Below are 12,618 nucleotides of genomic sequence, written 5' to 3'. Positions count from 1 at the left end.
GTCATCAAGCAAGCAGATTGCGCACGCCGGGACCAACCCGGCGGCATCGAGGGAGGTTGCGCGTGGATTCTCAGAAGGTCGATGCTGTCGTGATCGGAGCCGGGGCCGGCGGGCTGTGCGCCGCGGCGCGGCTTGCCCATGGCGGGCTGCATACGCTCGTCGTCGACGACAAGGACCGGCTCGGCGGACGCGCCTCGACCGAGGAGATCGACGGCTTCAAGGTCAATATCGGCGCGATCGCGATCGAGTTCGGCGGGGTGTTCGAGGAGACCTTCCACACCGTCGGCGCGCCGCTCGACATCCGCGCACCGGAGCCCGCGAGTTCGTTCTTCATCGACGGCAAGGTGATCGACGTCGGCCGCGGCGGCTGGTCGTTGCTGCTCGGGCAGCTCACCAAGCAGGCCTCGCGCATCCTGGAGAAATTCGCCGACGCCCGCTCCGGCAATCTGCCCGACGGACGGCAATCGACCGAGGACTGGCTGAAGGGCTACACCAGCAACGCCACCGTGCACGCGCTGTTCCGCAACCTCTGCGCGGCGATCTTTGCCTGCAACGCTGCCGAGCTGCCGGCCCGCGCCTTCCTGACCTATTTCACCAGCAAGGGCGCCTTCAAGAAGTTCGGCTTCTGTCCGCAGGGCACGATCGGCGTCTGGAACAGCCTCGGCACCGCCGTCAGGCGCAATGGCGACATCTGGCTCGAAACGCCGGCGACCACGATCCACACATCGAATGGCAAGGTCGAAGGCGTCACCGTGCTCAGGAATGGTGAGAAGGTACGGATCGACACCGATCTCGTCATCAGCAATGCCGGCCCCAAGGCCACCGTCGCGCTGGCCGGCAAGGAGGCTTTTCCGGCGCCTTATATCGCCAAGGTGAAGAACGACCTCCGCCCAGCCGCCAACATCGTCATCAATGTCGCGAGCCGCGAGCCGCTGCTCAACCATCCCGGCATCGTCACCTTCGGCAAGACGCGCCGGCTCTGCAACATGGCGAACCTTTCCGCCACCTGTCCGGAACTGGCTCCATCAGGCTGGCACCTCTATGTCGCCTATGCCGTGCCGGTGCCGGCGCTCGGTGATTTCGATTCCGATGCCGAGGTCGCGCTGGCGCTCGAGGATCTGCGCGAGCAGTTCGCGAATTTCGACCAGGCCAAAATCCTGTCGATCCGGGTGATGCGCGACGACTGGCCGGCGCAACGCAGCTGTGCCGGCTACGACCTGCCGCGCGAGACCGGCATCGAAGGCCTGTGGTGCGTCGGCGACGCGGTGAAACAATATGGCAATGGCGGCACCCAGGCCTGCGCCGAGACCGCCAAGATCGTCACTGATGCGATCCTCGCCGCACGGCCGCGCCGATCGGCTGGCCGGGTCTGAGCCAGATGCCGACGACCATCCCGCATCCGACGCCGCAAGCAGCGCCGCTCACTGCCCCGGCGCGGGACGGCCTGCTCGAATTCCGCAATATCCGGATCGTCTACGACAACGCGATCGAGGCGATCCGCGACGTCTCGATCGCGGTGCCCGAGGGCAATATCGTCGCCCTGCTCGGCTCCAACGGTGCCGGCAAGTCGACGCTGCTGAAGGCGATGTCCGGCATCCTCTACACCGAGGAAGGCGTGATCGAGAACGGCAGCATCCGCTTTCGCAATGACGAGGTGCATCATCTTGCGCCGGACGAGCTGGTCCGCCGCGGCATCGTGCAGGTGCCGGAGGGCCGCCGCGTGTTCGCTGCGCTGACCATCGACGAAAACCTGCAGATGGGCGGCTACACCAGGACTGGCGCCGAAGCCCGCGAGCGCCGCGACAAGGTGTTTGCGCTGTTCCCGCGGCTGCATGAGCGGCGCGACCAGATCGCCGGCTACATGTCCGGCGGTGAACAGCAGATGCTCGCGATCGGCCGCGCGCTGATGACCGATCCCGTGCTGCTGGCGCTCGACGAGCCGTCGCTCGGCCTCGCGCCCTTGATCATCGACCGCATCTATGAGGTGATCGTCCGGCTGCGCGACGAGCTGAAGATGACGGTGCTGCTGGTCGAGCAGAATGCACAGCGCGCGCTCGATATCGCCGACTACGGCTACATCCTGGAAACCGGCCGCGTTGTGCTTGACGGCACGGCGAAGCAGCTCACCGCCAATGAGGACGTCCGGGAGTTTTACCTTGGCGTCTCTTCCGCCGGCCGCAAGAGCCTGCGCGACGTCAAGCACTACAAGCGCCGCAAGCGGTGGCTGTCGTGACCGCGCTGCTCGCGATCGAGAACCTGTCAAAACGCTTCGGCGGCCTGCAGGCGGTCGCCGATGTCAGCCTTCAAGTCAACTCGGGCGAGATTTGTAGCGTGATCGGCCCGAACGGCGCCGGCAAGACCACGCTGTTCAACATGATCTCGGGCGTGCTGCGGCCGAGCACCGGCCGCATCACCTTCGATCGCCTTGACCTCTCGACCATCTCGCCGTGGAAGTTCGCGGCGGTCGGCATCGGCCGCACCTTCCAGAACCTTGCGCTGTTCAAGCACGGCACCGTGGTCGAGAACATCCTGACCGGCCGCCACACCCATCTGCGCTCGACCGTGCTCGATGCGGTGGTGTTCTTCGGCCGCACCCGCAAGGAGGAAATCGAGGCGCGGCAGCGGGTCGAGCACATCATCGAATTCCTCGAGATCGAGCATATCAGGGACGCCGTGGTCGGCACGCTGTCCTACGGCCAGCAGAAGCGCGTCGAGCTCGCCCGCGCGCTCGCCTGCGAGCCGAAACTGTTGCTGCTCGACGAGATGGTCTCCGGCATGAACCAGGAGGAGACCGAGGACATCGCGCGCTTCGTGCTCGACATCCGCGACGAGCTCGGCATCACCGTCGTGATGATCGAGCATGAGATGCGCATCGTGATGGACATCTCCGACCGCATCCACGTGCTGAATTTCGGCCGCAAGATCGCCGAAGGCACGCCCGACGAGGTTAGGCGTGATCCTGCGGTCGCGGAGGCCTATCTTGGCGGCCAGCGCACTGAGGCGATGCAGGTGGGCGCGTGATGTCGACGATGGACAGCCTGCGCACCGCCCATCCGCCGCTGCAGGTGAGCGCGCCGCGCAACCCGCCGGCAACAAGCGCCGACGCGTTCCAGGCGGCGCTTGCGGATGCCGCCATCACCATCCCGCAATTGCTGCGGCAGCGCGCAGCCATGCATGGCGAGGCGCTGGCGCTGCGCGAGAAGGATTTTGGCATCTGGAATCCCTATTCCTGGCGGCACTATTACGAGACCGCGCGCGCGGTCGCACTCGGCCTGCTGTCGCTCGGCATCAAGCCGGGCGACCGCGTCGCCATCGCCGGCGAGAACACACCGGAATGGTTTTATGCCGATCTCGGCGTCCAGATGATCGGCGCGGTCGCGGTCGGCATCTATCCGACCAATCCCTGGGTCGAGTTGCAATACATCGTCAAGCATTCGGGCGCCCGGATCATCGTCACCGGCGACCAGGAACAGACCGACAAGGTGCTCGACGCGATGGCCAACAATGGCGGCCTGCCGGATCTCGAGGCCATCGTCTGCATCGACATGAAGGGCCTGCGGCACTACCGCCAATCGGAGCTGATGGCGTTCACCGCATTGTGCGAGCGCGGCCAGGCCCATGCGCAGGAAAACCCGGAGGCCAACGCCACGGTCGATCGCCTGATCAGCCAAAGTGCGCCCGACGATGTCTGCATCCTCGTCTACACTTCGGGCACGACGGGTCCGCCCAAGGGCGCGATGCTGACCCACCGTAACCTGGTCTACGCCGCCTATGCCTACGCCAAAACCGTCGATATCGCGGACAAGCCGTTCGAGGCGGTCAGCTACCTGCCGCTCTGCCACGTCGCCGAGCGCTGCTACGGCACGGTGACGCATCTGGTGCTCGGCGGCACCGTCTCGTTTGCCGAATCGATCGACACGGTCGCGATCAACATCCGCGAGATCGCGCCGACCTTCTTCGTCGGCGTGCCCCGCATCTACGAGAAGCTGCAGCAGGGCTTTCTGTTCCGGCTCGGCGAGAGCGGCCGGCTGCGACAGAGCTTTACCAGGGCCTGCCTCGCCTGGGGCCGCACACTGTCGGATCGCCGGCAGGCCGGGAAAGACAACTGGCTCGATCGCATCGCCTACGGCCTGCTCTATCTCCTGATGTTCCGCAATCTGCAGCGCCATCTCGGCTTCGCCACCAGCCGGCACCGGCTCTGTGCCGGCGCCTCGATCTCGCCGGAAACGCTGCGCTTCTTCGACATCATCGGCCGCCCGGTGTCGCAGGGCTATGGCCTCACCGAAAGCGGCGGCGTCGCCTTCATCCAGACCGAAAGCCACCACCGGATCGGCGGCTGCGGCGTCCCCTTGCCGCAGACGGAATGGAAACTCGACAGCGACGGCGAGATCCTGTTGCACAATCCCGGCGTCTTCAAGGGCTACTTCCTCGACGAGAAGGCCTCGACGGCCTCGCTCGAGCAAGGCGGCTGGCTGCGCACCGGTGACATCATCGACATCCTCGACAACGGCGAGATCGCCGTGGTCGACCGCAAGAAGGCGATCATCATCACCGCCGGCGGCAAGAACATCGCGCCCTCGGAGATCGAGAATGCGCTGAAGGATTCCGAGTTCATCAAGGAAGCGATCGTGGTCGGCGAGGCCAAGAAGTATCTCGGCGCCATCGTCCAGGTTGATTACGACAATGTCGGCCGCTGGGCGCGCGACCGGGCGCTGGCCTACACCAACTACAAGTCGCTGTCGCAGCTGCCGGAGGTCCACGAACTGGTCGAGCGCATCGTTGGCGAGACCAACAAGCGCTTGGCCCGGGTCGAGAACGTCAGGCGCTTCGCCATCCTCGAGAAGGAGCTCGACCACGACGACGGCGAATTGACCGCCACGCAGAAGGTGCGCCGCGCCATGATCGAGAAGAAGTTCGCGCGCGAGCTCGCCATCATCTACCGGGCGGAGGGCTGAATGCAGTATCTCATCCAGCTCCTGATTTCGGGGCTCGCGATCGGCGCGATTTACGGCCTGATCGCGATGGGCTTTGCGGTGATCTACAAGTCGACCGGGCTGGTCAATTTCGCCCAGGGCGAGATGACCATGATCACGGCCTATATCGCCTGGACCATCTCGACCACGGTCAGCGGCAATGTGTTCGTGGTCGCATTGGGCGCGATCCTCGCCGCGATCCTGCTCGGCCTCATCATCGAACGCTTCGTGATGCGGCCGATGCTGGGCGAGCCAGTGTTCGCGACCGTGATGGTGACGATCGGGCTCGCGGTGATCCTGCGCTCGGCGATCAACTTCATCTGGGACGCCTATCCGCACGGGCTCGACATCGGCATGGGCCACGGCATCGTGCATCTCGGCGGGATCGGCGTGCGCACCGGCCAGCTTGCCGTCATCGCGACGCTGCTTTTGCTGCTCGCCGCGATCTGGGCCTTCTTCCGCTACAGCAAGGTCGGGGTGGCGATGCGCGCGGTCGCGGCCGACGACCGCACCGCGCTGTTGATGGGCATCAGCGCCACCCGCGTGCATGCGCTGGCCTGGGCCGCATCCTCGGTGATCGCCGGGATCGGAGGCGTGTTCTTCGCGCTGTCCTACGATCTGTCACCGGCGATGTTCCAGCTCGGGCTGAAGGCGTTTCCGGCCACGATCCTCGGCGGCCTCGACGCCGTGCTCGGCTCCGGCCTCGGCGGCCTGTTGATCGGCATCACCGAAAACCTCGCCGGCGGTTATGTCGGCTCCGGCATGAAGGAGGTCGCGGGCTTTGCCATGATCATCGTGGTGCTGATGGTCCGCCCGTTCGGCATCTTCGGCGAACGCGATATCGAGAGAGTGTGATGCGCACCGGCGATTACAAGCAGAGCTATGGCGAGCTGGTCGCGCTGATCGATTCCCCGCCGGTCTGGCTGTGGTCGGCCGTGCTGCTGCTGGCGTTGATCGCGGCGCCTCATTTGCTGAATTCCTACGCGCTCTCGTTCCTGATGATCATCCTGATCACGGTGACCGGCGCGCTCGGGCTCAACATTCTGACCGGCTACACCGGCCTGATCTCACTCGGCCATGTCGGCTTCCTAGTCACCGGCGCCTATGCCTATGCCGTGCTGGTCTCGAAGTACCACATGCCGCCGCTGGTCGGCTTCCTCGGCGCCGGCGTCGTGCCCGCGCTGGCGAGCCTGATCGTCGGCGCGCCGTCGCTGCGGCTCAAGGGGCTCTACCTCGCGATCACCACGCTGGCCTTCTCCTTCATCATCAATACCGTGATCCTGGAGATGCGCTGGCTCACCAACGGCGCCCGCGGCATCCAGGTGCAGCGGCCGGAGATCTTCGGGATCAGCTTCGACAGCGACGCCGCCTTTACCTATCTCTGCCTCGGCATCGCTGTTCTGACGCTGCTCGCGACCCTCAACATCCGCCGCAGCCGGGTCGGCCGCGCCTTTGTCGCGATCCGCGACAACGACACCGCGGCCCGCGTCATGGGCATCAATCTGCATGCCTACAAGCTGTTCGCCTTCGTCACCTCGGCCTTCATCACCGGCATCGCCGGCGCGCTCTACGGCATTTATCTCTCCTTTGTCAGCGTCGAGGGTTTTCCGTTCCTGCTCTCGATCGAGGCGCTGGCGATCCTGATCGTCGGCGGCCTCGGCTCCGCGCTCGGCGCGGTGCTCGGCACCATCCTGATCGTGCTGCTGCCGGAGGCGACAAGGCTGGTCTTCAGCCTGTTCAGCGCACAGTTGGACACCAGCTTCACGACCGGCGCGCAGGAGCTGAAGAGCATGCTCTACGGCCTCGTCATCATCCTGTTCCTGCGCTTCCAGCCCCGCGGGCTGGTCGGCGCCTGGCACGACATCAGGCGGACCTGGGTGCACTGGCCGCTGCGCTACTAACAAGAAAAGACAGACACCATGAGGAGGAGACAATGATCAAACATCTGGCGGCGGCGGCGCTGCTGCTTTCCACCGCCTGTCTTGCCATCGGCTCGGCATGCGCCGCGGACCCCGGCATCACCGACACCGAGATCCTGATCGGCGATGTCGAACCCCTGACCGGCCCGCCGGCGCTGCTCGGCGTCGCGGCCTCGATCGGCCACAAGATCGCGATCGCCGAGGCCAATGCCGCCGGCGGCATCAACGGCCGCAAGATCAAATATGTGCTGGAGGACGACGGTTACGTCACCGCGCGCACCATCCAGGGCGTCAAGAAGGTGATCGATGTCGACAAGGTGTTCGCAATACTCGGCATCTCGGGCTCGGGCCAGTCGATCGCGGTGATGCCAGTGCTGGAGAAATCCGGCATCCCGACCGTGATCGACGTCGCGCCGGTGAAATTCCTGTGGGAGCCGCCGCGCAAGAACGTGTTCGTGGTCGGCCAATCCTACGAGGAAGGCATCATCCATCTCGTCAACTTCCTCGCCGACAAGAACCCCGGCAAGAAATGGGGGCTGATCACCCAGGATGACGATTACGGCATCACCGTGCGCGACGGCTTCGATTCCGTGGTGAAGGCCAAGAAGCTGAACGTCGTCTACAGCGGCAATTACAAGAAGGGCCAGCAGGACTTCTCGTCCGACATGCTGCAGCTGAAGGATTCCGGTGCCGAGGTGTTCCTGGCCGGCGGCATCATCGCCGAGAACATCGCGATGATGAAGGAGCTGGAGAAGCTCAGCATCAAGCCGGTGACCGGCATCTTCTGGCCCGGCCGCATCGAACCGGTGCTGAAGCTGATGGGCCCGGCGGGCGACGGCATCTACGCGGTCGACTATGTCGAGCCGTTCGCGGGCACGGCCGGCAAGGCGTTCCTGGAGAAGGCCAAGCCGCTGGTCTCGGAAGCCGAGTTCAAGGGCATCAACCGCTACACCATGACCGGCTATGCCGCCGCGACAGTCCTGATCGCGGCGATCGAGCGCTGCGGCAAGCAGCCGACCTGGGCCTGCACCATCTCCGAGCTGGAGAAGACCAAGAATGTCGAGACCGGCGTGATGGCGCCGATCAGCTTTGGCCCCGGCGTCCACTTCTCCAACCAGAAGCTGCAGATCATGCAGGCCGATGCTGCAACGCTCAGCTTCAAGCCGGTGGACTAAAACGATGAAGGTCCTGATAGTCCTTGCCCATCAGGAGGCGCAGTCCTTCAACGCGGCACTGCTGGCGCGGTCGGTGGCGGAGCTGACCGCGCTTGGGCACACGGTCAGGATCTCCGATCTCTACGCCATGCGGTTCAATCCGGTGGCAACCGCCGACGATTTTGGCGAACGGCGGTTTCCCGACCGGCTGCAATATGACCGCGAGCAGAAATACAATCTGCACCAGGAGTCACTCAGCGGCGACATCACGGCCGAGATCGAGAAGCTGCTGTGGTGCGACCTCCTGATCCTGCAGTTTCCGCTGTGGTGGTTCTCCGTCCCCGCCATCATGAAGGGCTGGATCGACCGTGTGTTCGTCAACGGCGCGATCTATGGCGCCGGCCGCCGCTACGACACCGGCGGCCTGGCCGGCCGCCGCGCCATGGTCGTGACCTCGACCGCCGCCTATCCCGGAATGTGCGCGCCCGACGGACTGGTCGGCGCACTTGATGTGGTGCTATGGCCGATCCAGAACGGCACCCTGGCCTATGCCGGCTGCAAGGTGCTGCCGCCCTTCGTGTCGTATTCGGTGAACTTCGTCGACGAGGCGACGCGGCACCGCTATCTCGATGACTACGCCGCGCGGCTGCGGCAGCTCGAGGCCACCGAGCCGCTGTTCTTCCATCCGCTGCAGGACTTTGGCCCGAATTGGCGCCTCAAGCCGGGCGTGATGGCGAAGGCGGTCGGCCAGGGCAAGCCTGCCAGCTAAGCGCGTACCCCGATTCTGTGACGCGCAAAAGCGCTGCGACCTCCTCTTTCCACCCAACAGCAGCATATTGCAGCCATCAAGAGAGGGCCCGCTGGCTGACGGTGCGTCACATATATGCTTTCGAGACGGGTGTGACGGGAATACTATAGGAAAGTAATAGGCGTCGGGAGCATTGACCTGAGCTCAGGCAGGAAGCAAGTCGACGCGAGGTGCTTGACGTCCGCTTGGATAACCCGCACACCCAGACGGACCAACGAACGCCTTCAATGCCCGCGATTTTGTTTTTGCATTGCAAATCGGTCAGATAGTCATGGCCTCACGCTCGGGCACCCGGATCGCTCGAAAAGCCCGCTCCAAAGCCGAGGTGGATTTTGCCACCTGGCTTATGATGGCCAAGCTCGGCAGTTTCGATGACTTGCCGGCAAATGCGCAGGGGTTCTTGCTCAGCTATCGAGCCAGGCTCGAGCGGATGAGCGAGGCCGAGTCGAAAGTAGTGGCAATTCAAGAAGTCTACGTCAGTTATTATGGCGAGATGGGGGGCTGTGGCGCGGCGCCAGAACTGGATGCCCCCGCTAAATCCGTGGATAACGACACCGTGCAGTCCCAGAGACCGCGTAAGCCCCCGGCGGCTCGGCTGGCCGCCGGGGCTTCCGATAAGCCGGCCGCCCGGATATCCGTCCCGGCCCTGCTGATTTTCGCAGCCATGGTGGCCCTGATCGCCGCCTACACGTTTCTGGCGACTTGAGAAATCTAACATCAGCTTCGCAAAGAGATAATCCAATGGAGCTCAACAGCGCAGATCTTTCGACAATCCTGAACCGCCTGCTCGATACGGCCGCGGACAATCTCAGGGTCGCAAAGATCTTGGTTCAACTGGGTCTCGATCCCAACAACATCACCTATGATGCGCTATTCAATCGGCTGCTCGAAATTGTGCTGGCCAACATAACGCTTGCCAACATGTTTGCACTGGTCGGCGCCATCTTCTTTGTCGCTACCTTGCTGATGCAGACAATGGTGCCGCTGCGCATCGCGAATATGGCAGGCTGTTCATTCTTCGCGACCTTTGGCGCCCTCTCCGGAAACGTCGGCACTTTTCTCCTGTACCTGCTGATGGTGCCGATCAATGCCGTTCGCCTCCGTCAAATGCTCAGGCTCGTCAAGAAGGCACGTGACGCGGCGCAGGGTGACATGTCGATGGAATGGCTCAAACCGTTCATGACCGAACGCAAATATCGGCGGGGCGACAGATTATTCAAGAAGGGTGATGCGGCGACCGAAATGTTCCTCACCGTCACGGGGAGGTTTCTGGTCAAGGAGATCAACGTCGAGCTTCCGCCGGGACGTCTCATGGGAGAACTTGGCTTCCTTACGCCCAATAACCGACGGACCGGGACGGTCGAATGCATAGACGACGGACAAGTTCTCACCATCACCTATGACAGGCTGCTTGAACTCTACTTTCAGAATCCGCAATTCGGCTATTATTTCCTCATCCTGACCAGCCGGCGACTGCTGGAAAATATCGAGCGGCTCGAAAAAGCCGTAGTACAACAAAATGCCGGACCGCAGGTGACGGCTGCCAGTGATGTACCTTGAGATAGGTGCTTTCCAAGCTCCATAACGAGAGAGCGTCACATGCCGTGCGCGCATTCAGGGTACGCCTGCGCGCGCCCTTCACATCCGCTTCGCCACTTCCTCCAGCATCACCTCGGTGGCGCCGCCGCCGATGGTCAGCACGCGCGCGTCGCGCACCATGCGCTCGATCGGGGTGCCGCGCATGAAGCCTGAGCCGCCGTGCAGTTGCAGGCAGCCATGCACGACCTCGTGCAGCACCTCCGGCGACAGCGCCTTGACCATCGACACTTCGCGCAGACACTCCTGTCCGGCCGCGGCGAGCTCGGCGGCCTGATAGGCCAGCGCCCGCGCCGCCGCCGCCTTGGCGGCAAGCTGGGCGAGCTTCAATCGCACCCCTTGCTGATTCCAGAGCGGACCGCCGAACGCTTGCCGCGTCTTCACGTAGTTCGCCGTCAGCTCGATCGCCTTGGCGGATTCGCCGGCGCAGATGCCGCCGATGCAGATGCGCTCGTTCTGGAAGGTCTCCATGATGCCATAGAAGCCCTTATTCTCCTCACCGAGCAGATTCTCCGCCGGCACCCGCACGTCCTGGAACCCGAGCTCGGCGGTGTCCGAGCAGAGCCAGCCGTGCTTGTCGAGCTTGGTCGCCGTGATGCCCGGCGTGTTGCGCTCGACGATGAACAGCGAGATGCCGCGGCTGCCCTTGGCAAGCGGGTCAGTCCGCGCGGCGACAATCAGGATGTTGCCATAGACCGCGTTGGTGATGAACATCTTGGCGCCGTTGATCACCCAGCTATCGCCATCGCGACGCGCGCGCGTCTTCAGGCCGGCGACGTCGGAACCGGCGTCCGGTTCGGTCACCGCGATCGAGCAGACCGTCTCGCCGCGGATGATCGCCGGCAAATATTTCTGCTTCTGCTCCGGCGTACCGCGCAGCGAGATGTGCACCGCCGACATGTCGGTGTGCACCAAGATCGAGGAGGTGAAGCCGCCAAAGCTCGAGCGTCCCAGCTCCTCGGCGAACACCATCGAGGCCAGCGGCCCCATGTCGGTGCCGCCATATTCGGCGGCGTGGCGCATGCCGAGGAAACCGAGCGCACCCATGCGGCGATAGATCTCGCGCGGGATCTTGCCGTCGCGTTCCCACGCCTCGGCATGCGGCACCACTTCCTTCTCGACAAACCGACGCACCTGCTCGCGCAGCATGCGCAGTTCCTCGGGCAGGTTAGGCTGCTCCGAGAAATGGAACTCGGCTTCGGTGAGCTGGCGCGGGTCCGAGGTCATGACGTTCATTGTGGCGCCCTCTGATGGCCGATGTGAAGATGCTTGCGCAGAAAATTCGCAAGGGATGCAATCGCCTCTCCCGCCTGCGGAATCTCCGGGAACATCTGAAATACGTGGATCATGCCGTCCCAGACCTGCAGCTCGGTTTCGACGCCGGCGGCCTTCGCCTTTGCGGCCAGCTCCGTAGCGTCGTCGCGCACGGTCTCGCGGTCGCCGACTTGCACCAGCAGCGGCGGTAGGCCGGCGAGATCGGCGTAAAGCGGCGAGGCCAGCGGATCGCGGGGATCGCCGTCCTTGCCGAGATAGTTTTTTGCCAGCGCCAGGATCATCGCGCGCTGATGGATCGGATCGGCCTCGGCCCTGCTCTCATAGCTCGCGCCGTTCGCAGCGAGATCGGTCCAGGGCGACATCAATGCGGCCGCGGCTGGTAGCGGCAAGCCGCGGCCGCGCGCCGCCAGCATTACGGAGAGCACGAGATTGCCGCCGGCGGAGTCGCCGGCGAAGGCAATATCCGCCGGACGCAGTCCCTGATCGCGCAAATATTGATAGGCGATCAGCGCATCATCCAGCGCGGCGGGAAAGCGATGCTCCGGCGCAAGACGATAGTTGACGGCAAGTACACGGCAGCCGGATGCATCGGCGATCCGCGCGACCAGGTCGCGATGCGAGGCGACCGAGCCGATGCGGAAGCCGCCGCCGTGAAAATAGAGCACCGCCTTGTCGCGCGGCGCATCGGCCGGCACGATCCATTCGCCATCGACGCCGCCGGCAGAGACCTGCTGGCAAGTCACCGGCACCGAGCAGCCGGCGAAGGCGGCATCCCAATCGCTGCGCATCTGCGCCACGGTCGTATCGCGGCTCCAGTTGCGATAGATCGCACGCAAGCGTTCGATCGCACGATCGACCGGCGTGACTGCGATATCGTTGCTCGCGCCCGTCAT

General features: G+C 64.1%; 12 protein-coding genes. 10 read left to right on the top strand and 2 right to left on the bottom strand.

All coding sequences use genetic code 11. The annotated features are described in order from the left end of the window. Positions 1–62: 62 nt before the first annotated feature. The 10 genes from HAP48_RS27920 to HAP48_RS27875 all read left to right on the top strand — a co-directional run bounded on the left by HAP48_RS27920 (position 63) and on the right by HAP48_RS27875 (position 10,414). Positions 63–1,373: a phytoene desaturase family protein gene (locus tag HAP48_RS27920; RefSeq protein WP_224496643.1), complete on the top strand. Its 1,311-nt coding sequence runs from the start codon at positions 63–65 to the stop codon at positions 1,371–1,373. A gap of 5 nt (positions 1,374–1,378) precedes the next feature. After that, on the top strand, positions 1,379–2,233 hold the full coding sequence (locus tag HAP48_RS27915; RefSeq protein WP_166208518.1) for an ABC transporter ATP-binding protein: 855 nt from the start codon (positions 1,379–1,381) through the stop codon (positions 2,231–2,233). Next, positions 2,230–3,021 (top strand): ABC transporter ATP-binding protein, encoded by a 792-nt coding sequence (locus tag HAP48_RS27910; RefSeq protein ID WP_166208521.1) that lies wholly within the window; start codon positions 2,230–2,232, stop codon positions 3,019–3,021. The genes HAP48_RS27915 and HAP48_RS27910 overlap by 4 nt, the downstream gene beginning before the upstream one ends. Beyond that, positions 3,021–4,955 carry an AMP-dependent synthetase/ligase gene (locus HAP48_RS27905; protein ID WP_166208525.1) on the top strand — a complete coding sequence of 645 codons (1,935 nt, stop codon included), beginning with the start codon at positions 3,021–3,023 and terminating at the stop codon, positions 4,953–4,955. The genes HAP48_RS27910 and HAP48_RS27905 overlap by 1 nt, the downstream gene beginning before the upstream one ends. Then, positions 4,956–5,828 carry a branched-chain amino acid ABC transporter permease gene (locus tag HAP48_RS27900; protein ID WP_166208528.1) on the top strand — a complete coding sequence of 291 codons (873 nt, stop codon included), beginning with the start codon at positions 4,956–4,958 and terminating at the stop codon, positions 5,826–5,828. After that, positions 5,828–6,874, top strand: coding sequence for a branched-chain amino acid ABC transporter permease (locus tag HAP48_RS27895; RefSeq protein WP_166208531.1), 1,047 nt, complete (start codon positions 5,828–5,830; stop codon positions 6,872–6,874). The genes HAP48_RS27900 and HAP48_RS27895 overlap by 1 nt, the downstream gene beginning before the upstream one ends. 32 nt (positions 6,875–6,906) lie before the next feature. Next, the gene (locus HAP48_RS27890; RefSeq protein ID WP_166208534.1) at positions 6,907–8,067 is read left to right on the top strand and encodes an ABC transporter substrate-binding protein; all 1,161 of its coding nucleotides are present in this window, start codon (positions 6,907–6,909) and stop codon (positions 8,065–8,067) included. Positions 8,068–8,071: 4 nt separating this feature from the next. Beyond that, entirely contained in the window at positions 8,072–8,815 is a 744-nt protein-coding gene (locus HAP48_RS27885) for an NAD(P)H-dependent oxidoreductase (RefSeq protein WP_166208537.1), read from the top strand. Between the two features lie 310 nt (positions 8,816–9,125). Further along, positions 9,126–9,560 carry a hypothetical protein gene (locus HAP48_RS27880; RefSeq protein WP_166208540.1) on the top strand — a complete coding sequence of 145 codons (435 nt, stop codon included), beginning with the start codon at positions 9,126–9,128 and terminating at the stop codon, positions 9,558–9,560. A gap of 35 nt (positions 9,561–9,595) precedes the next feature. Beyond that, on the top strand, positions 9,596–10,414 hold the full coding sequence (locus HAP48_RS27875; RefSeq protein ID WP_035976929.1) for a Crp/Fnr family transcriptional regulator: 819 nt from the start codon (positions 9,596–9,598) through the stop codon (positions 10,412–10,414). A 78-nt stretch (positions 10,415–10,492) separates the two neighbouring features. Here the strand turns inward: HAP48_RS27875 and HAP48_RS27870 are convergent, their stop codons facing one another. Together HAP48_RS27870 and HAP48_RS27865 are read right to left on the bottom strand one after the other, a co-directional pair. Beyond that, on the bottom strand, positions 10,493–11,686 hold the full coding sequence (locus HAP48_RS27870) for an acyl-CoA dehydrogenase family protein (protein WP_210292684.1): 1,194 nt from the start codon (positions 11,684–11,686) through the stop codon (positions 10,493–10,495). After that, entirely contained in the window at positions 11,683–12,618 is a 936-nt protein-coding gene (locus tag HAP48_RS27865) for an alpha/beta hydrolase (protein WP_166208543.1), read from the bottom strand. Before HAP48_RS27865 ends, HAP48_RS27870 begins: the two co-directional genes overlap by 4 nt.

The sequence above is a fragment of the Bradyrhizobium septentrionale genome, assembly GCF_011516645.4.
Classification (GTDB): domain Bacteria; phylum Pseudomonadota; class Alphaproteobacteria; order Rhizobiales; family Xanthobacteraceae; genus Bradyrhizobium; species Bradyrhizobium septentrionale.
This window is presented reverse-complemented; position numbering and strand designations above follow the sequence as displayed.

Bases quoted from the DNA above. Each gene is read 5' to 3' on its own strand.
- HAP48_RS27915 (WP_166208518.1), top strand. From the start codon at position 1,379: ATGCCGACGACCATCCCGCATCCGACGCCGCAAGCAGCGCCGCTCACT.
- HAP48_RS27905 (WP_166208525.1), top strand. From the start codon at position 3,021: ATGTCGACGATGGACAGCCTGCGCACCGCCCATCCGCCGCTGCAGGTG.
- HAP48_RS27900 (WP_166208528.1), top strand. From the start codon at position 4,956: ATGCAGTATCTCATCCAGCTCCTGATTTCGGGGCTCGCGATCGGCGCG.
- HAP48_RS27895 (WP_166208531.1), top strand. From the start codon at position 5,828: ATGCGCACCGGCGATTACAAGCAGAGCTATGGCGAGCTGGTCGCGCTG.
- HAP48_RS27890 (WP_166208534.1), top strand. From the start codon at position 6,907: ATGATCAAACATCTGGCGGCGGCGGCGCTGCTGCTTTCCACCGCCTGT.
- HAP48_RS27885 (WP_166208537.1), top strand. From the start codon at position 8,072: ATGAAGGTCCTGATAGTCCTTGCCCATCAGGAGGCGCAGTCCTTCAAC.
- HAP48_RS27880 (WP_166208540.1), top strand. From the start codon at position 9,126: ATGGCCTCACGCTCGGGCACCCGGATCGCTCGAAAAGCCCGCTCCAAA.
- HAP48_RS27875 (WP_035976929.1), top strand. From the start codon at position 9,596: ATGGAGCTCAACAGCGCAGATCTTTCGACAATCCTGAACCGCCTGCTC.
- HAP48_RS27870 (WP_210292684.1), bottom strand. From the start codon at position 11,686: ATGAACGTCATGACCTCGGACCCGCGCCAGCTCACCGAAGCCGAGTTC.
- HAP48_RS27865 (WP_166208543.1), bottom strand. From the start codon at position 12,618: ATGACGGGCGCGAGCAACGATATCGCAGTCACGCCGGTCGATCGTGCG.